This is a genomic window from Psychrobacter sp. Sarcosine-3u-12 (genome assembly GCF_002836005.1).
Classification (GTDB): Bacteria; Pseudomonadota; Gammaproteobacteria; order Pseudomonadales; family Moraxellaceae; genus Psychrobacter; species Psychrobacter okhotskensis.
This window is the reverse complement of sequence record NZ_PJBY01000102.1, coordinates 95,478-115,946: the sequence shown is the minus strand read 5'-3', so window position 1 is coordinate 115,946 and position 20,469 is coordinate 95,478. Positions and strand designations below refer to the sequence as shown.

At 44.1% G+C, this 20,469-nt stretch carries 15 protein-coding genes; 9 read left to right on the top strand and 6 right to left on the bottom strand.

The annotated features are described in order from the left end of the window. Positions 1 to 13 precede the first annotated feature (13 nt). Positions 14 to 1,633: a glutamine-hydrolyzing GMP synthase gene (guaA, locus tag CXF65_RS09755; protein WP_101211906.1), complete on the bottom strand. Its 1,620-nt coding sequence runs from the start codon at positions 1,631 to 1,633 to the stop codon at positions 14 to 16. Between the two features lie 718 nt (positions 1,634 to 2,351). On the opposite strand from guaA, the gene CXF65_RS09750 reads away from it, so the two are divergent. From CXF65_RS09750 to CXF65_RS09715, 7 genes are all read left to right on the top strand, one after another. Then, the gene (locus CXF65_RS09750; protein WP_101211905.1) at positions 2,352 to 4,112 is read left to right on the top strand and encodes an FAD-binding oxidoreductase; all 1,761 of its coding nucleotides are present in this window, start codon (positions 2,352 to 2,354) and stop codon (positions 4,110 to 4,112) included. Between the two features lie 190 nt (positions 4,113 to 4,302). After that, positions 4,303 to 5,949 carry a glycerol-3-phosphate dehydrogenase/oxidase gene (locus CXF65_RS09745; protein ID WP_101211904.1) on the top strand — a complete coding sequence of 549 codons (1,647 nt, stop codon included), beginning with the start codon at positions 4,303 to 4,305 and terminating at the stop codon, positions 5,947 to 5,949. A 186-nt stretch (positions 5,950 to 6,135) separates the two neighbouring features. Continuing rightward, positions 6,136 to 7,704: an FGGY-family carbohydrate kinase gene (locus tag CXF65_RS09740; RefSeq protein ID WP_101211903.1), complete on the top strand. Its 1,569-nt coding sequence runs from the start codon at positions 6,136 to 6,138 to the stop codon at positions 7,702 to 7,704. Positions 7,705 to 8,157: 453 nt separating this feature from the next. Beyond that, on the top strand, positions 8,158 to 8,649 hold the full coding sequence (locus tag CXF65_RS09735; RefSeq protein ID WP_101211902.1) for a hypothetical protein: 492 nt from the start codon (positions 8,158 to 8,160) through the stop codon (positions 8,647 to 8,649). Beyond that, positions 8,646 to 9,509, top strand: a complete 864-nt coding sequence (locus CXF65_RS09730) for a hypothetical protein (protein ID WP_101211901.1) — start codon at positions 8,646 to 8,648, stop codon at positions 9,507 to 9,509. Before CXF65_RS09735 ends, CXF65_RS09730 begins: the two co-directional genes overlap by 4 nt. 438 nt (positions 9,510 to 9,947) lie before the next feature. Then, positions 9,948 to 10,724: a hypothetical protein gene (locus CXF65_RS09720; RefSeq protein ID WP_101211899.1), complete on the top strand. Its 777-nt coding sequence runs from the start codon at positions 9,948 to 9,950 to the stop codon at positions 10,722 to 10,724. Positions 10,725 to 10,847: 123 nt separating this feature from the next. Next, positions 10,848 to 12,062, top strand: a complete 1,215-nt coding sequence (locus tag CXF65_RS09715) for an IS256 family transposase (RefSeq protein ID WP_101211898.1) — start codon at positions 10,848 to 10,850, stop codon at positions 12,060 to 12,062. Here CXF65_RS09715 and CXF65_RS09710 read toward each other — a convergent pair. Then, the gene (locus tag CXF65_RS09710; RefSeq protein ID WP_101211897.1) at positions 12,054 to 12,620 is read right to left on the bottom strand and encodes a PAAR domain-containing protein; all 567 of its coding nucleotides are present in this window, start codon (positions 12,618 to 12,620) and stop codon (positions 12,054 to 12,056) included. The genes CXF65_RS09715 and CXF65_RS09710 overlap by 9 nt on opposite strands. A 183-nt stretch (positions 12,621 to 12,803) precedes the next feature. On the opposite strand from CXF65_RS09710, the gene CXF65_RS09705 reads away from it, so the two are divergent. Next, positions 12,804 to 13,010 (top strand): hypothetical protein, encoded by a 207-nt coding sequence (locus tag CXF65_RS09705; protein WP_101211896.1) that lies wholly within the window; start codon positions 12,804 to 12,806, stop codon positions 13,008 to 13,010. Here the strand turns inward: CXF65_RS09705 and CXF65_RS09700 are convergent. Continuing rightward, complete coding sequence (locus CXF65_RS09700; RefSeq protein WP_101211895.1) at positions 13,007 to 14,182, bottom strand: MalY/PatB family protein; 1,176 nt, start codon at positions 14,180 to 14,182, stop codon at positions 13,007 to 13,009. The genes CXF65_RS09705 and CXF65_RS09700 overlap by 4 nt on opposite strands. Positions 14,183 to 14,551: 369 nt before the next feature. On the opposite strand from CXF65_RS09700, the gene CXF65_RS09695 reads away from it, so the two are divergent. Further along, entirely contained in the window at positions 14,552 to 15,391 is an 840-nt protein-coding gene (locus CXF65_RS09695; protein WP_025652910.1) for a membrane protein, read from the top strand. Between the two features lie 384 nt (positions 15,392 to 15,775). Here CXF65_RS09695 and CXF65_RS09690 read toward each other — a convergent pair whose 3' ends face one another. The 3 genes from CXF65_RS09690 to CXF65_RS09680 form a co-directional block, all read right to left on the bottom strand. After that, positions 15,776 to 17,185, bottom strand: coding sequence for an McrC family protein (locus CXF65_RS09690; RefSeq protein ID WP_157824071.1), 1,410 nt, complete (start codon positions 17,183 to 17,185; stop codon positions 15,776 to 15,778). Next, on the bottom strand, positions 17,169 to 19,307 hold the full coding sequence (locus CXF65_RS15050; RefSeq protein WP_198551991.1) for an McrB family protein: 2,139 nt from the start codon (positions 19,305 to 19,307) through the stop codon (positions 17,169 to 17,171). Before CXF65_RS15050 ends, CXF65_RS09690 begins: the two co-directional genes overlap by 17 nt. 68 nt (positions 19,308 to 19,375) lie before the next feature. After that, the gene (locus CXF65_RS09680) at positions 19,376 to 20,182 is read right to left on the bottom strand and encodes a crotonase/enoyl-CoA hydratase family protein (RefSeq protein ID WP_227523243.1); all 807 of its coding nucleotides are present in this window, start codon (positions 20,180 to 20,182) and stop codon (positions 19,376 to 19,378) included. Between the last annotated feature and the right edge of the window lie 287 nt (positions 20,183 to 20,469).

Genomic DNA, 20,469 nt, shown 5'->3' with positions numbered 1-20,469 from the left:
AGCATATGAATAATTATTCCCACTCAATCGTCGCCGGCGGCTTACTCGACACATCATACGTCACGCGAGATACTTCCGCGATTTCATTCATGATGCGATTCGATACTGTCTCGATCAAATCATACGGTAGATGGGCAAAGCGCGCGGTCATAAAGTCTACAGTTTCAACGGCACGTAGCGCGATGACCCACGCATAGCGGCGACCATCACCGACCACGCCGACCGATTTGATTGGTTGGAATACCGCAAATGCTTGCGCGGTCTTGTCATACCAGCCTGAGCGCTCCAGCTCTTGCATAAAGATCGCATCGGCAAGGCGTAAGATATCGGCATATTCTTTTTTGACTTCGCCAAGGATACGCACGCCCAAACCTGGACCTGGGAACGGATGACGATAGATCATTTTAGCTGGTAGACCCAAGGTGATACCAAGTTTACGCACTTCATCTTTAAACAAATCGCGTAATGGCTCGACCAACTCAAACGCCAAATCATCTGGCAAACCGCCGACGTTGTGATGGCTCTTAATCACGTGGGCCTTGCCTTGATGCGACTTGGCTGATTCGATAACATCAGGATAAATCGTACCTTGTGCCAAGAACTCAATGACTTTACCGTCGCTTTGCTCGCTGATTTCACGCGCACTATTGGCAAAGACATCAATAAAGGTTTTACCGATGATTTTACGTTTGGCTTCTGGATCAGACTCGCCTGCTAAGGCGTTTAAGAATAAATCTTCGGCATCGACACGGATGACTTTTACACCCATGTTTTCAGCAAAGATTTGCATCACTTGATCGCCTTCGTGCAGACGTAGCAGACCATTATCAACGAACACACACGTTAGCTGATCACCAATCGCTTTATGCAATAGCGCCGCAACCACTGAGCTATCAACGCCGCCTGATAGACCAAGCAATACTTGCTTGTCACCGATTTGCTCTTTTAACTGTGCCACGCGCATATCGACGATATTGTCTGGCGTCCAATCACCCGCACAGTCGCAAATCTGATGTACGAAACGACCCAATAACGCTTGACCTTGTAGAGTGTGCGTCACTTCAGGATGGAACTGTAGACCATAGTACTGTTTGGCATCATCGGCCATAATCGCAATCGGACAGCTTGGCGTACTAGCAACGATGTCAAAGCCTTTAGGCGCTTCGATGACTTTATCACCATGGCTCATCCAAACGTTTAGCTTGGCAGCCGCGCCGTCAGTCTTGCTGTCTTCGATACCGTCAGTCAGCTGCGAGTGACCATTTACTTCGATGGTCGCCGCACCAAACTCATGAATATCACTGGCATGAACCTGCCCGCCAAAACGATCTGCCATCGCTTGCATACCGTAGCAAATGCCCAGTACTGGTACACCAAGCTCAAATACCGCATCGTTGATACGTGGGCTATTTTCAGCATGCACGCTCTCAGGACCACCCGATAGGATGACACCTTTGGCACCAAAATCCGTGATACGCTGAGTGTCGATGTCGTAAGGGAACATCTCACAGAAAACGCCAGAATCGCGCACACGGCGAGCGATTAACTGGCTGTACTGCGAGCCAAAATCGAGAATGAGGATACGGTCTTGCTTGATAGTCGGTATTGTAGGAGTGGCAGCGGCAGTGGTCATAAATCGATGTCCATCAATAAATAAATTGGTGGCCTATTTTAACAAGTTTACGTCCTCTATTGGCTATTAGATGGTTAATTATTGACGATTTTTGCTAGTTATCAATAGCGATGACCCGTTATTAGCGAATATTGACGATTATTTGAATGTCAGAAGGCAAGCGTGGGGAAAAAAGAGACAGCAAGCTCAATAAATAATTCTTAATAAATAGCTAGGTGGAGATGACATTTATATTCGAGTAAGTCCTAATAATAGGACTGTTTAACAAAAATGATAATTTTTTATTATACAAATGACGAGTACGTATAAACGTTTTGTTTATATTGTGATATGCTCAAATGATAAGCAGTTTAACGTTAGCACGGTAGATATATAGTCATTCGCAAATGATATCAATATATATTAATACAAAGCAATCGAGTACAAGCTATACATTAGTATGGTCAGCGAGGTTGACGTTGTAATGATTTGATAGTAGGTAGGTTATAGCATCGCTAGCTGTCGCTCACTATCTGCCGTTAAGCGATCGTTATATTGGCTCTAATGATTAACACCAGATCTCAATCCAAACCTAAATAAAAGTGATAGTCGGTTCAGGATAATTTGGATACAGGGAAGACGAGTGAAGTGTCTACAGGATAGTAGACTGAGCGCGCCTGACCTCGCATCCGATTTATATAAAATGTGACTATATAATAAATCGAAAGGCTAAACTTCTATGAGCAAAATCAAATCCCTTATCCGTAAAAGCCCTAAATCTGACCAGTCTGCACCTATCGCCGTAAATTCTGATAATAAAAATATCGATAACATCAGTGTAGATAGCGTCTCAAAAGATAATACCTCCTTAAATACACCCATCGAGCAAACGCGCTGGAATGGCTGGGGCAATGTCAGTATCAATAAAAAAGTCTCACCACACGGTGCGAAATTAATCAAATCACACATCGGTAAAACCAATAAGCTAAAGTCTGTCAGCTTGCAGCAAGTGCTCAAAACCGTACCCAAATCACGACTCCCTGCTGAGCTTACCGATCTCAATATGGTATCGACCGATCAAGAGGTCAGACTCAGACATGCGCGTGGGCAAAGCTTTCCCGATTGGATCGCTATGCATGGTGGTGACTTTGAAGTCTTCCCTGACGGCGTGGCTTTCCCTGAATCGACTGATGATGTTGAGCAATTACTTAAATTAGCCCAAGAGCATGATCTTATCGTCATTCCTTTTGGTGGTGGTACTTCCGTCGTTGGTCATATCAATCCACAAAAGGGCTCACGTCCCGTACTGACCATCGCCATGAGCAAGATGGATCAGCTGATTGACTTAGATAATGAGAGTCAAATCGCAACCTTTGGTGCGGGTACGCAAGGGCCTGCGGTTGAGGCGCAATTGGATGAGCACGGTTATCGTCTAGGTCATTATCCGCAGTCGTGGGAGCTATCGACGCTTGGCGGCTGGATTGCCGCGCGCTCTAGTGGCCAGCAGTCCTTGGGCTACGGGCGCATCGAGCAAATGTTTGCTGGCGGCACTTTAGTGACCCCGCAAGGCGTGCTAGAGATTGCTGATATCCCCGCGTCATCGGCAGGGCCAGATTTGCGTGAGATGATGATGGGTACTGAAGGCCGCGTAGGTATCTTTACCGAAGTCAAGATGCGCGTGCAATCACAACCTGAAGAAGAGCTATTTAAAGTGGCGTTTTTGCCGAATTGGGAAGCGGGCAAAGCGGTACTCAAACAAGCGGTGCAAAACAATGTTCGCCTCTCTATGCTACGCCTAAGCAATGCGGTCGAGACTGACGCGCATTTGCATTTAGGTACGACGCCAAGCCAGTTTTTAGCGATTAGCACTTATCTAAAAGCGCGCGGACTCAGCTCAGATAAGGTGATGCTCACCTACGGCATCTCAGGCGATAAAGCACAGAATAAACTAGCAGTGACGCAGTTCAATAAATTGTTAAAGCAAAATGGTAGTGTCACGGGTAAAATTACCAATATTATGGGTAGTGTTTGGGCGCACGGGCGTTTTAAATTCCCATATCTGCGCGGTACGCTTTGGGATAAAGGCATTATGGTTGATACCTTTGAGACCGCTACCAACTGGAGCCGTATTGACGAGCAAATGGCACAGATGCAAGAGGCGGTAAAAACGGCCTTAGCGGACGAAGGAGAGGAGGTGATGGCCTTTACCCATATCTCGCATGTCTATAAGCAAGGCGCAAGTCTATACACCACTTACTTCTTCCGCGCCGCCAAAGACCATGCTGCTACCTTAAAACGCTGGCAAAAAATCAAACACGCGGCCAGTATGAGCCTTGCCCATGGTAAAGCCACCATATCGCATCAGCATGGCGTTGGCCGTGATCATGCCCCATACCTTGCGGCTGAAAAAGGGGAGCTTGGCTTGCAAGTGACTCATGATATGCTCAAAAGCTTAGATCCTGAGCAGCGTATGAATCCAGGGGTATTGCTTGAGGAATAGAAATTGAAAATATGAGAGATAGATTGTCTATCCCGTGCTACTGATATAAATTTTCCTTGCTTGCTGTGCGACTTCGTCACTCCAGAGGCTGCACAAAATCAATGTCAGTAGCACTATATCGAACTGATTTCAAAATGGCTTAACTATTTATGTTCGTTAAATGAATGACGTCATTTAAGAAGAAAATCTTATGAACCAAAGCACACAACGCCAGCAAGCACTCGCGCCCCTAGCACGATCTGAACCTTGGGATATGCTCATTATCGGCGGCGGTATTACGGGTGCCGGCATTGCCCGCGAGGCAGCAAGGCGTGGCCTTGCCGTATTGCTTATCGAGCAAAAAGACTTTGCTTGGGGCACGTCCAGCCGCTCAAGCAAAATGGTACATGGCGGTCTGCGTTACATAGCTTCAGGCGATTATAAGACTACTTTACTTAGCGTGCGTGAGCGTGAACGTATGCTAAGCGAAGCAGGCGGTCTAGTTAACGAGATGCATTACGTCATGCCGCATTATAAAGGCAAGTTCCCACCGCCGTGGATATTTAATACCTTGCTACGCGTCTACGACAAGATAGCGGGCAAACGCTACTTTAAATACTTTAAAAAAGACGCGTTTTTACGGCTAAACCCTAATATCAAGCAAGATAAATTTTTGGGTGCCAGCCAGTTTAGCGATGCGATCACCGATGATTCGCGACTGGTCATGCGCGTACTTGACGAAGCCATTCATGACGGCGCGCAGGCGATTAATTATCTTAAAGCCGAGTCACTTATCACCAATGAGCAGGGCTTGGTGGTGGGTGCAACTTTAAAAGACACCGCTTCTAAAGATAAAGATCAAACCTATAAGGTTCACGCCAAAGTGGTGGTCAGTGCCACCGGCGCTTGGGCCGATACCTTACGTATGCAAGCCCGCGAGCAAACTGAGCAAAGCTTTCATAAGCAAATACGTCCCTCACGCGGTAGTCACTTAGTCGTCAGTCAAGAGCGCTTACCTACCTCGCAAGCCTATACCTTTTTGCATCCTGCTGATAAAAGAGCGGTGTTTGTCTATCCGTGGGAGAACCGTACGGTACTTGGCACCACTGACTTAGATCATCCGCCACTTAATGACGAAGAAGTCGGTATCACTAGCGCAGAGGTCGATTATCTACTAGCAGCGACTAACTCATTGTTTGATGATACCGATCTCAATCGAGAAGATGTCATCAGCACGTGGGCAGGCGTACGACCGCTGATAGCAGATAGCGGCAATGGCAAACGCGTCAGCCCCAGTAAAGAAAAGCGCGATCATAGCGTCTGGCTCGATAATAATCTGGTGACCGTCAGCGGCGGCAAGCTCACCACCTTTCGCCTGATTGCCCTTGAGGTGCTTAAAAAGTGTCAAAAGGTGCTCGCGCTTGATGACTCTGCTACTCACAACCAAGCGATAAATGGCGATCAGGTCTTTAGTAAAGTAGCATCCATCCATCCTAAGTTTGCGACGCTACCCTCTGATCTACAACAGCGCTTGCAAGGATTCTATGGTCGTAAGCTTGATACTTTACTTGAGCTGGCGCATGAAGAAGACTTAGCTTATATCACCGATAGCAACACCATTTGGGCGGAGATTCGCTTTGCCGCGCGCTTTGAACAAGTCATACATTTAGATGATTTACTACTGCGGCGGACGCGCGTAGGCTTAATCCTACCGCACGGTGCGATGACACCACTGATTAGCGCCAGACTGAAGCAAATTTGCCAGCAGGAGCTGGGCTGGGATGAGCAAAAGTGGCAACAAGAAGTCGCTCGCTATAGCGAGTTATGGCAGCGTTATTATCATCTGCCTGCGGCTTAGTGCTTTTTATACCTACATTTAAGATACTTTAAGAGTTATGCTGTGCGGCTGGTATAAATTTTCCTTGCTTGCTGTGCGACTTCGTCACTTTTCGATGCTGCGCAACTATCTCAAAAGGAGCATCCCAGCAGCACATAGCAAATGTGTATCAGTTTTAACTAGAACTGAGTATAGTTAAGGACGACTATGACCGATAATTCTGCAAACCCGATTTATTTCTTAGCTATCGACAACGGCACTCAAAGCGTCCGCGCGCTCATCTTTGATCAATTCGGCAGCGAGATTGCCAAAGCCCGCGTGCCTATCGAGCCGTATTTCTCTGAACAGCCCAATTATGCCGAGCAGCACGCCGACTACTATTGGCAAAAGCTGACAGAGGCCTGTCAAAAGCTCTGGCAGACCTGCGAGATTAAACCTGAACAAATCGCTGGCGTCAGTCTCGCTACCCAGCGCTATACCATGATTTGCCTCGATAAAGACAAGCAGCCGCTACGTCCTGCTATCGTTTGGATGGATTTGCGCCGCGCTGAGACTGGTGGTATCGGCTTTCTTGGCCCGCTTACCAAAATTATCGGCATGGGCGAATTAGTCAAAGACGCCCAGCAAAAAGCGCGCTGTAATTGGCTCGCGCAAAACGAGCCTGAGATATGGGCGCAGACCGCGCACTACGTCAATCTCTCCGCCTACCTCACCTATCAGCTAGTAGGTGAACTTATCGACTCAAATGGTCATTCGGTCGGCTATCTGCCGTATGACTACAAAGCGCAAACATGGCTCAAACCCAACACCCTGAAATGGCGGCTGTTTAGCTGTACCCCCGAGCAAATGCCCAAAATCATCCCACCAGGCCAAACTCTTGGTGAGATAAGCGCCAAAGCTGCCAAAGTCACAGGTATCCCAGAGGGCACGCCGATGATTGCCGCCGCCAGTGACAAAGCCTGCGAAGCCCTAGGCGCAGCGGGACTTGCCGCCGATACCGCATGCCTTAGCTTTGGCACCACCGCCACCATCAACACCATCTCCCCCGACTATATCGAGATACTCAAACACATGCCCGCCTACACCGCCGCCGCCCCGCACTACTACAACCACGAATACATGATTTATCGCGGCTTTTGGATGGTCAGCTGGTTTAAAGAACAATTCGCCCATTACGAACAACAACTTGCCAAAACCCAAGGCATCGACACCGAAAAGCTCCTCGACGCCGCCGTCAAAGGCATTCCAGCCGGCAGCATGGGACTTATCATGCAGCCCTATTGGTCGCCGGGCGTCCGTCATCCGGGACTTGAGGGCAAAGGCGCGCTTATTGGCTTTGGTGATGTGCATACCCGCGCGCACGTGTACCGCGCTATCTTGGAAGGGCTGGCTTACGAGCTTAAACTTGGCTTTGATACCATCGAAAAACGTACCGGCAAACCCATCAAACACCTGCGCGTCTCAGGCGGCGGCTCCCAAAGTGACGCCGCCATGCAGCTCACCGCCGACATCTTTGCCATGCCCGCCTACCGCCCGCACACTTTTGAAGCTACTGGCCTCGGCGCTGCCATCAACTGCGCGGTGGGTCTCGGCGTCTATCCTGACCACGCTACAGCCAGCGAAGCCATGACCCATTTAGGCGACGAATTCATCCCCATCAAAGCCAATGTGCAACTCTACAAGCGCCTCTATAACGAGGTCTATCTCAAGATGTACGAGCGCCTAAAACCCTTATACCAAAGCATTCAAGACATCACAGGATATCCTGCCAAGTAGTCTGGACGAGTTTGAAGTGTAGAAGTATTAGGCGTGGTCAAAAGGTGGGATAATTTTGGAAAAGAGGTTATGGGAGCTGATCGCGCCTTCTGCTTGTATCTGTACCCCTAAGCGTGGCGGGCACTAACGGCTGATGGCATTCCTGTATTCTCGATACTACCCTCAGCCAAGTGCCCGCAACTCGCTTAGTCGCACAAGATACCGCGTCAGTCACGGCTAAAATGCGCCCCAAGGCGACTATCATTAGCAAACTAAAGTGTCGTTAATTTTCATAATCCAAACATTTAACTTAAACCCTAATCCTCATGCAATCAATTAAAAAGGTTTCAAAATCATCAACCATTAAAAGCGTCTGGCAGGGTAAGAGCTTAAAATTTTGTCAATTGTTCGATTAAATTTCATGCTAATACATTTTACTAGCTAACTAAAGTTTAATTTTTATATGAGAGATGTATGGCAGGTAATAAACAAAGAACTACTACTGGAACAGCCAGCTCGGATAAACCTACTGTCGTAGCCAAAATTACACGTCCTAGACTTTGGGAATTTACGATACATTTTAGAAGACCTGAATCTAAACCATCTATGGCTAGCGCTGCAGTATCAAACGTTTATTATGACGGCAGTTATGGCTTTGATTGGCTCAGAGATGAGTATGTTTATGATATAGAGGAGGTGCATGAGTTAGGAATAGACCCTATGACAGGTAGAAGTAAGCTAGCTAGATTATATAAGGGCTCTGTTATAGAGTTAATGAATGAATATACTCGTCTTAATCAGACAAATTCAGACCTACCTGAGACGCAAAGTATCAAAACAGTGATAGGTGAGAGGTATATTCCTGCTTGGTTGGCTGTCTTTCCAACAACTCACGCTTCAGGTAAGAACCGCGATGGTGTCAATCTATTTCAGACCTACCTGAGACGCAAAGTATCAAAACAGTGATAGGTGAGAGGTATATTCCTGCTTGGTTGGCTGTCTTTCCAACAACTCACGCTTCAGGTAAGAACCGCGATGGTGTCAATCTATACCTGCAGGTTGAGCAAGAGAAGATACTAAGCGCTGCTGCGACGCCCATCATCCCTATCAGTGACCCTGCTAGTATTACTATCTCGTTCGAGGCAGATGATGGTATTACTATTACCGCAGATGGTATTAATACCTTGGCCGACCTAATGAATGTGGCTGAGCCCGAATTAAAGCGTCCTTTTACTGGTTCAGAACTAAAAAGTAAAGTCGTTAAACGTTATCAAGATAATAGTAAAGCTATTGATATCAAAGCTGTTACAGGTAGTAGCAAAGTTAGGTTTGTAAAGATTAAGGCAACTGATACGCTGGATAACACAACTAGAATAGTAGGCCTGTTGTGTGTTTACCCAAACGCTGCTATCAAAAAAGCCGCTATTAAAGTCGTCCACTGTTTGACGCATCGTTCACCGCAGCCAGATGGATTAAATGATGCTTATATTAAAAAAACACCCTATAAAGTTAACCTAGGTGACGGTAAAACAGGTACAGCGACTAGAGAAGAGATCATAAGACCGTCTAAATGGGCGTCCTCAGCACCTGATCAGGCAGATATTCTATTAGAGTTAAAACACCAATCTTTCAATCAAGCTTTGATTGAAACAACTGTGGATATCGACTATGTCGATCTATCAAGCCAAGCCAATGCGCGTATAAAACAGTTTTTGTCACACCCAGATTATCAGCGAACTGTCTCTTCAGATCATTATTCGCGTTTGATGAAACAGCTGGCAGATATTTATTATCAAGAGATCCTAAAAAATAAGGACATTGAGTGAGATGATAACAATATTACTTATTTGTTTCTGACTGAATATAGTGTCAAATATTTAAATAGAACAGGATCTATAGGGGGAGCAGCTTGGCCTGCATGCAATGGAGCACAATGTGACTCTGTCTTTAGAGGGGGCAACTTTGCCATAGTATTTGAGACCGGTAGACCAGACATACATAAATTGGTGCATGAGCTAGGCCATAGTCTGAGCTTACCCCATACTTTTCTAAAGCCAGAAGAGCCAAAATATAGTAACGTGCATTACTTTTATATGGGCTATACAGACAACGTGATGGATTATAACGCTAAAGCCAAACCGTTAACTGCTGCTCCTAATACACCTTCTCTTAGCAATCGATACACTATGAACGCAATATTTAAATGGCAATGGGACATCCTACGTAATGACAACACCGTAGTAAATTCATAAAGGAAGCGGTCAATGAATTATTCTAAAACATTTCTGCTTATGATGCTTATAGGTTGTTTAACAAGTTGTGCTACTACAGAGCAAACTCAAAAACCTATAACAGAAGCAGTTGCAATCACTAAACCAGTAGATACAATCTCTTTAAAAGTAGAAAATGTAGATACAGAAGAAACACCCAATCTGGAGGTGCTTTGCAGCTCTGCATACGTCGAACACTTAGTTCTACCGCCACCGCCAGTAACAGGCACAGAAAGACAAGAACCTATTGTTCTCATGACTCGTAAAGCTTTTAATGAGAAGATAAAATCCTCTCCATTATGGGACTCTCTATATGATAAGGAGCTACATTATGGTAGTTACGGCTATAGTTACTACTTTGAAACATTAATCGACCTAATCGGTTCAAGCAGTTATATCCGTGTCTATAGTGAATTAGATGGTCGTAAGTGGACAGAAGATCAAAGACTTACTCAATTCAACTATGGTATTGGTAGTGTTTATAAAAGGAGTAAGTATAAACATCAGCTACTTCCTCAAGAAAAAGTTGAAATGATAGAAACGATTAATTTAGTAATTGAAGATAGACAAAAAGCTACGGAAATCGTCGATACGCTTTATAAACAGTATATGGAGAAAGTAAATAATCAGCAGTACCTGTCAGACGGTGAGACTATTCATACTTATATTGAATATGAAGGTAAGTTTTTTTCGTTATGGGGCGTTAATATCATAAATAATGAAATGCCATTCTGTAATAATAAAATGTTAGAAGGATTAACTATTAGTTAAAGCTGAGTATGATAAAAAAAGATATCTCTTCTTGTATTACCATTTTTTAACTGCCTTCACTCGTTTGGAGCCTTTCCTAAAAACTGTGTAACTGCTTATAATCCAATAACAGGAGAATAAGCAATGACTACTCAATCTGACATTAAAAAACTAGCCGAGCAAATGGCTGGTAGCATGAAAAGCTTTGATGACATCAAAGACTTCCAAAAGCAGCTCATGCAATCCTTTATTGATACTGCCTTAGAGGCTGAGATGGAAGAGCATCTCGGCTACCCTAAACATGAGAAGGCAGACAAGCCCAATAAGCGCAACGGCCACACTAAAAAGACCGTCCGCAGTGACACAGGCGATCTTGAAATCTCCACCCCAAGAGACCGCGGTGGCAGCTTTGAGCCTGTGCTGGTCAGTAAGCATCAAACCCGTATCTCAGGTCTTGATGACAAGATCATATTCCTTTACGCCAAGGGTCAAACCACCACCGAGATTGTAGAGAGCATTAAAGAGCTCTACGATGTCGACATTTCAAGCTCTCTTGTCTCAAGAGTCACTGACAACATATTAGAGGACATCACCGCTTGGCAGAACAGGCCATTGAATAGTGTTTATCCTATCGTCTATTTGGACTGCATCGTCGTGAAGATACGTCAAGACAAGCAGATCATCAACAAGGCTATCTATCTGGCGCTAGGTGTTGCTCTTAACGGTAAAAAAGAGCTGCTTGGTATGTGGTTATCAGAGAATGAAGGCGCTAAGTTCTGGCTGGGTGTTCTCACTGAACTACAAAACCGCGGGGTACAAGATATCCTCATTGCCTGTGTCGACGGCTTAAAGGGCTTCCCTGATGCCATTAACACCGTCTATCCAAAGGCACAGGTTCAGCTGTGTATCGTACACATGGTGCGCTACTCCATGAAGTTTGTACCATGGACGGATAAAAAGGCCGTAGCGGCTGATTTAAAAGCCATCTACGGTGCTGATACGCTTGAGATGGCAGAGGCTAACCTTGAACACTTTGATGAGGTGTGGGGTGATAAGTACCCGCACGTGGTCAAGTCTTGGCGCAATAACTGGGATGGCTTAACGGTGTTCTTTGGCTACCCTAAAGACATCAGAAAAGCCATCTATACCACCAATGCTATTGAGTCATTGAACAGCGTGATTCGAACAGCGGTGAATAAGCGTAAGGTGTTCCCATCTGATCAGGCAGCATTCAAAGTGGTGTACTTAGCAACTCAGCAGGCATCCAAAAAGTGGTCTATGCCCATTCGTAACTGGACGTCTGCTTTAAATCGCTTTATGATTATGTTTGATGATCGTATTAGTAAGCATTTAATCTAAATGGCAGTTACACAGAATTTGGGATGGGCTCCTCGTTTGCCAATCTAAATCTAGTCTGACGTCATACTCATCTTCAGTATCAGAGTAAAAACGCTCTGTCCATCCCTTTTCATCCGTCTTGCCTTTATACACTTTGCCAGTGTTTTTATTTACTGCTTCATAGTTGATATCTGCATAAGGCTCACTATTATCAGTCACAAACTGAAAAGCAATGTCATAATTGGACATTACTTGATTAAAATAGTTTTCGGCTTCTCGTCTGATTTCTTCTGCTTGCTCCACACCCATCACTTCAAAGTCTGATTCACAAAAAGAATGTTGAATAGCAATCAGCTTAGCACCACAACTGGTTACATCACCTTCACGTGCAATCGGTGCACCATCGACAATAAATGAAGGGTCACCAGTGAGGATAGTGGTTAGCTTTTTACACTTTCTACAAATGACCTTGTCACCCTTACGAGAGACAGGAATACCATTATGAGTAGTATGTGGTGAGCCTGTAATTACCTCACCACCGTGAGAGGTTTTTGCACCGACTGTGATATAACAGGCCATATTAGTACCCTACAACTATTTTTTAAATTCACTTAATTTGAATACTATTTTAATCTTGTAATTAATAGACTTGAGTTTAGTGTATAACATTACTTAGCAAAAAGTCATAATTTGTGCATAATCTACTTTTCTGTTCACTATTTATTCACCTAAGTCTATATTTAAAATTCTAGGATCATGATAATGCGTAACATCCCTGCCTTACTAGTTTTATCGTGCTTGCTATTAAATGCTTGTACCACAACCAAACCCTTAGAAGACCGAACTTCTGCTACTCAGAGCAAGTACTATAATCCTAACTGCGCCCGTGCAGCTGTACCTGCTACTAATGATCCAAACGATCCTTTTGGCCATCTGATATATAAAGATCCTTTATGTAAGAATTATTAGGATTTATCACCACCCCTAAAAGCCGCATAAACCCGATTCAATCCCTCACGAAGTAGCGCCTCAGGACACGCCACATTAATACGCATTTTTAGATGTCCCTCGCGACCGTATTTAATACCCGAGTTTAGCTCAACTTTCGCTTCTCGCAGTTTGTCATAAAGCGCCTGATTGTCCTCACCGTATGCCGAGCAATCGAGCCAAATCAAGTACGACGCTTCTGGGCGCATCACCTTGATATCAGGCAGATGCCCTGCTAAGAAGTCTAGCGTGATCTCGATATTTTTCTCAATATAAGTCAGTACCTGCTCTAGCCACTCTCCGCCCTCTTCATAAGCACTTTGCATCACCGTATAAGCAAATAAATTCAGCTCGTATTCATCATTTAACTGCTGCTGCTGGCTGATTTTTCTGATTAGCGTCTCATCTTTAGCAAAGATCATCGAGCCTTTGATACCCGCTACGTTAAAGGTTTTAGTCATTGAGGTTAGACTAACGATGTTATGCGCGTAATTTTCTGCTTCTGCTAGCTTTAATAAAGGCGTGAATTTATGACCACTTAAGGTTAAATCTTGATGAATTTCATCACTGACAATCGCTACATTGTGCTTTTTACACAGCGTCAGTAGCGCCTCAAGTTCGCCTACCGTCCACACCCGCCCGCCCGGATTGTGCGGATTGCACAGTAAATAAAGCTTAACATTATGCTCAATAATTTTAGCTTCGATATCGTCCAAATCCAGTTGATATTTACCGTCAATTTCCTTTAATGCCGACATCACTAGCGTGCGATTATTTTGCTTCACCTTCGTCATAAACGGCGTATAGATAGGATCATTGACCAATACCGCATCCGCTGTCTCGGTAAAGATGTGCATCATCAGCGCGAGACTCGGCACGACACCCGGCGAGAACAAGATGTTTTCTTTATCTAGCTGTAAATTATAACGACTGCCATGCCAGTTAATAATCGCATCAAACAAGGCCGCAGTCGGTTTGGTATAGCCCAATATGCCATGCTGTACGACTTGCTCAACCGCGTTTAAGATTGGCGCGGCAGCCTTAAAATCCATATCCGCGACCCATAGCGGAATCGTGTCATCAAAGTAATGCCATTTGACCGATCCCGTATCTCGTCTGTCGATTATTTCATCAAAATTATATGGCACTGACATTTTCCTAAAAGATAGTGGACACTTATTATAAGTCTAGATAATAGCGTTGTCTTTACTGTTTAAATGATTAGGGCCTATCTTCAATCTGGACGAAAGCGCCTAAATGAGCTAAAAATGAGGACACGCCTTAGAAATCTAAGCTTTACTCAACTGTCATTATCTATCCATCGGCTTAAACGACCTTTGGAGGAGTAATACTAACAATAGTTGAATTGCCCTCCACCATTAGTGCTACATTTAAACTGCGAACTCTGAATGGTTTTCAGTTGTTTACGTCAGAGTACGTTGATAGTGCGAGCGTTAAAATATACATCAACTCCAGCAAAACCAAACCAATTAGCCTTTTGGGCTTTTAAAAAGGATTTATCAATGAAAATGGACTTTTCACTACATTCAGCACTCAAAATGAGCGTGCTTACTCTCGCCGTTGCCGCGACCTCTGCATGTACAGCTATGACCACAGGCGCTGAGGCTCAACCTGTTACTGCAAACGCTCAAATGATGGCAAACGCTAACTCTACTGCCATTACTTTAGGCAATAGTGCTATGTCTAGCGGCACTAACGACACGGTTGCTATCGGTAATATGGCCAATGCAGGTCTGAACTCAGCAACCGCTGTCGGTGGTCAAGCCAATGCCGCAGGCCTAGGCTCAACCTCTATCGGTTGGCAATCCAAAGCCACTGCCGAACGCGCGCAAGCCTTTGGTCACTTAGCCAATGCTAGCGGTGTTCGCTCTACCGCAGTCGGTGAAGCCGCCATGGCTGGTGGCACTAACGACACCGTCGCCGTCGGTAACAAAGCCAATGCAGGTCTAAACTCCGCAACCGCCGTTGGTGGTGAAGCCAACGCCGCAGGTCTTGGCTCAACCTCTATCGGTTGGCAGTCAAAAGCCTCTGCCGAACGCGCGCAAGCATTTGGTCATATAGCTAATGCTAGTGGCGTACGCTCTACGGCAGTCGGAGAAGCGGCAGCCGCACAAGGTGCAAACTCGGTCGCGCTAGGTAATAAATCTATGGCAGGTGGCATGAACAGCATCGCTATCGGTAACGGAGCAATGGCCGCCAAAACCAATCAAGTGGTGTTAGGCAGCACAGGACAAGTGCAATCTAGTACCGCAGCACAGTCAGGTACGGTCAGAATCGTCACTATCGATGACAATGGCACGTTAGGCACTATGATGGTTGATTACTACCAAAAAGCTCGCTAATCGGTTGACTGCTGATATGAGCTAAGCGATAAACTAGTAATCGTAGACAAAATAATAAGACCTCGCCACGGCGGGGTTTTTTTGTTTAGGTTAACAGTGTTAGAAAGCTCTTAGAATATGGTTAGCACAGCGTAACGAGCCGAATAGGTTCGGAGTTATTTGAAAATCGAAGCTAAGTGTAATCATAATAAGGGGTTGGAGCTAATCCAGCCATCCGCTATTATCTGCTTAGCCAATGGAGTACGGACTAAAGTCGCTGGTAGCGTTGCTGTTGCCTCGACACCACTCCCAGCCACAGTCCGCAGCGCCATTGTCGTCAGCAGGATAGCCGCTACTGTCAGGGCTAAAACGCGTCTTAAGTCAGCTATTTTTTGTTTGCAAAGTTTAACTTATAGCAAGTAAATCATCATCACTTTGTTCAAATGACAACGCTTCAATAGCCCTAATCAACTTCGCTTCATTCTCAGTAATAGCTGTTTTAAACGCCTGATAACTGGCGACCTGTTGCGGAATCGCCAGCTTAAACTTATGAATACTACCACCGAAGCCATTTAAGACACCCATATTCAAAGCTAAATTATCATCTACCGTAGGCGCAATATAGCCTCCTATATTAGCTCGATATAAAAACAGATAAGATAGGATTTGATTGAGGTCATCACGACTAATGTGATTGTCTTTCATGCGCTTATATTTCGCGTCCAAAATAATGCGGTTATCTTTCACAAAATCAGGATAACGGCGCACGTTATTACCCGAAAATTTCTGTGCATAAACCTTGATACCGCCTTTTCGATTATTATTAGTAGGATGTTTAAAGCCGATATCACGCAGAAGGGTATTTAAATATTCCCCCCATAGCCAAGCCCCATCAAACAAGATACCGTAGGCTTTATCATCATTTTTGGCGTATTTCAGACCATCATGACGGAGGATTTGTAGGCAGATTTTTTGCAGACCACTATATTCGGTGAAGTAAGGATGGACGAAAGGTTTGCGGTTGGCATTAATGACAGTTTGCTGACCTCGCGCATGATAGGACGGCGTATGCTGGACAATCAGATTAACAAAATCTAGGGTCTCGCTATCGCTATGCAACACGTCTCGCAAGTTTGGTTTTTGCTTGATAAGCTCAATGGTATGACGAATCAGCTGAGTAAGCGGATTATCAAAGCTGTGCTCGCGTACACGGTAGGCAACGCTACCTCGAAAAGGCAGGTTTCGTTGCAAATGAGCTTTGATATCGATAGCACCTTTAAGATTGCTATCGTTATAAGTTTTCTTTTGATACTCTTTATACAAGCCTTGCGAGAGCGCCTTTTTTAGTAGATAAGGAAATAAATAGACCAAAAAATCAAAGACATTGGTTTGATTGCGACTATGCTTTAAATCAAATAAATTAAAGCACAGTACCTTTTGTAGCATATAGTGTAAAAAATAGTCCTCAATACTGGCTTCTTGATTATTCGTTACAGTACCAACGTCACTAGCCTCATCGATAACACTCTGAGCAAAACGCGATTGGATTTTTAGTTGCGTATTCTGTACGCCAATAAAACCCATGACATTACCCGTTGTTAAAATTATCTTAGAATCACTAAGAGTTAGCTCAAAGATTGGCTCGCTAGCAATATCGTCTTCGTTGTCCTTAAGATAATCAGGAAATATTAGTAAATCAGGATTTGCTTTTACCAACTCGCTAATATTTTTATTAGCAATCAGACTTATATTATCCTTATAAACCTGATCCATTGCCGTCAGCTCTAAAGCTGTATTGTCAGTCGTGACTATCATTATAACCAACCGAGTCATAGGTATTATCATAGGCACTTTTTAAACTAGCAAGCTGCTCATCGGCATCAGGATAGCCACGCAGATATTCAAACAGGAGCGACTGTAGATGGTACGTCCAGAGTTTATCGAAATCCCCATTATAATTAGCCAGTTTTAGGAAGTAAGCTGGACCGACATGGTAGGCATCGCTCAAGCCTTGAACAGATTCGATAGCACTATTTAAATTAATAAGCCGTTGCTTAGCTTCTTCTGCCCATTCATCTATTTGCCCTTCCCACATTGAAAGCCTATCTTCGGCTTTGATTTCTTTCCAAGCAAATCGGCGGCGCATTGCAAAATCAAATGATTCGACACTACGATCGATATCGTTCATGGTACCGATGATATAGACGTTGTCTGGAATATAAAAACCGTTCTTAAAAACATCTTCTTTGGTTTGCAGATTGGCGTATTGGGTAGTGACTCTGCCACTCTCGCCCCGATAGCCGGGGTCAATTGAGAAGAAAAGCTCGCCTAAGACTTTGGATATCTCGGCACGGTTTATTTCATCGAGTATAAGGACGAACTTTTTGTTTTTATCATCGGTATTAGCCATTTGCAAATCGTAGTTTTCTTCAATGTATTGGCATACTGGAATCAGATAAGGCTTCCAGTTCAGCGACTTACCTGTTTCAAAATAGGTTTGTATCAAAGATTTGGTTAAAGTGATTTGTCTCTGCGTTTCACTTGAAAGAACGGCGGTAATATTATCGCGCGAGTTAACAATAACGCTAAATGGACTCTCTTGGCTAGGGGTTGCTAACTCTAAAGTATTCTCAGATATCTCATCTATAAATCTTTGATAGACCTCATCAAAGTTACTTAATTGTTGATTGTTCTGATACTTTAATGCTTCTTTACAGAACTTCTTAAAACTACCGTCCCGCAGCTCAAAGCTAACCTCACCTTCTTCATTTTGAATAGGTCTTAGACCTTCGACAAAATCAGTATAGTCATAGGACGGATGAAATTGAATGAGCTTGTGCTCTGCATCCCAAGCTTTAGCCAGCGCTTTTGCTAAGTAGGTTTTACCCGTTCCTGGTGCTCCTGTAAGTATAAGATTCTTATTGGCTAACAGTAGCTCGCTGATTTCTTGTAGCAAAGGATTGGTGATAGGTGGTTGAGCGTTTGAAGTACTTACTTGTTCATTCATAATTGACTTATTAGCAAGCTTAAAAACATTTTTATAAGCTTCAAACAAATCGCCTTTTAGATCATTGATGATACTGTAGTAATTAAGCAAAGACAGTTTCTGTTCATAATCTAACTCCATTATTCGACCGAATAAGTAATGCTCGTCTTTGACAGGGTTTTGAAAGCCGTACTCATCCGTGTTTAATGTAAAGCCTCTCTTAGCAAGCTTAGTAATCTCTTCACTGTCTCTCAAAGCTATAAAAGCATCCATAAACGGCTTGATATATTCTATTGGTGTTTTTTCTTCTTTAAATCTGACGTAAAGCGTATTAAATCCTAAACCGTAACCAATTTTATTGTCTGATAAGTAGATGTGGTATTGGACTTCGGTGCCCGCACCTTCGTTGATCGCCCACTCTCTGTCTTCGCTATCGTATTTGAACAATAACTTTGAGTTAGTAATTCTTTGATTACCTGTCAGCTCTTTTCTAGCGAAAAGAAAGTCCTTTTTCAGACCACTGACGTCTTGGTTTATAAGACCAACCAAGTGACCGATGCTGTCGATTTTTATAGCGCTAGCATTGATGTAATCTAGCTCTTGCATTGCTCCAACTAGCTCGTCGCGCAACTGCCATTCACCATTTTCACTACCTTTCATAGCAATTAGCCACAAACTTGATGTATCGACATTTTGCAACTTCGAAAATCTTTTCTTCACCTTCATATTAAATTGACTTATATAGCCACTTAGAGATTGCTTCGAGAGATTATATCGCTTTGCCAGATACTCAAAGTCAGCCTTGTATTCAGGCTCTGAGAAAAAAGTGATCAAGAAGAATTTATAGTTAAGAGACATAAAGTCTTCATCTAACAATACATGTAGCCACTCCTCCCTAGTAACTTGGGATGGACCGTTATAGTCATCATTCTTTATGATAATTTGTTGCACCGCGGTATCCTTCAAATGAAATTTTAATGATGGTTTCTTATGATCATACGAGAGGTAGACTAAAAACCCTAACGCCCCACAAACTCAGCTTCCCTTCTCTCAACCATCGCCATTGCACCCTCTTTTGCATCTTCTGAATGAAATAAATGCGGCAGATAGCTATGAATATTGGCGAGTGCCGATTTTGCGCCATTACGGCTGGCATCTTGTGCTGATGACAGTAATCCTTGCACGCCAAGCGGTGCAGCGTTACAAATCTCTTTAGCGATAGTTAGCGCGCGCTCGTATTCTTCTCCATTTGCTACCACTTCGCTGACTAAATTGAGTCTATCAGCCGTTTGCGCATCAAAGTTTTTACCAGTTAGCAAATACGGCATGGCTTTTTGCCAGCCAGCCGCCGCGACAAATCTTACCGTCGCCCCGCCAAATGGCATGATACCGCGTTGGACTTCCATTTGCGCAAAGTTGCAGTTATCACTAGCGATGACCACATCACTATTTAGCATCAGCTCAATCCCAGCGGTAAAGCAAGTGCCTTGTATTGCCACGACCACAGGTTTGGTCCGCAGTTTGCCACCGATACCCCACGGGTCGATTTGTGTCTCAGTAAATTCAAACGCGCCTTTATCCCATTTATCTTGTAGCTCCATCAAATCAAGACCAGCGGTAAAGTGCTCGCCATGGGCGAAGATAAGCGCACAGCGTAGGTTAGCGTCATTTTCATAGTTGGTTAGGACTTCGGAAAGTTGCTTGATCATATGGCTATCAAAGGCGTTGCGCTTGTCCGCACGATTGAGTCCGATTAGGCAGATATGGCCGTCAGTTTCATAGGTAATGCGCTTGCCAATAGCGTCAGTATCGTTTTGCATGCTCATGGTTTTATCCTTTTTATATTTGTAGTTGTGGTAGGGTGCGGTTAGTTTTATCAAGTTTTCGTAGAGAATAAAGATAAAATGTAACCCACCATTTAAACCTTATAAAAGTATAAGACGGTGGGTTACGCTGCGTTAACCACACCCTACGCCAAAATTGTCTTATTTCAGTGAATACTACTGACTTTCAATATAGACATACGCTCTTTGCAACGCAAGCACCGTTTTAGCGTTTCCATCAACAGCTGACCTCAATATCAGTTGACCTGATTTGCGATAAGTGCAACTAT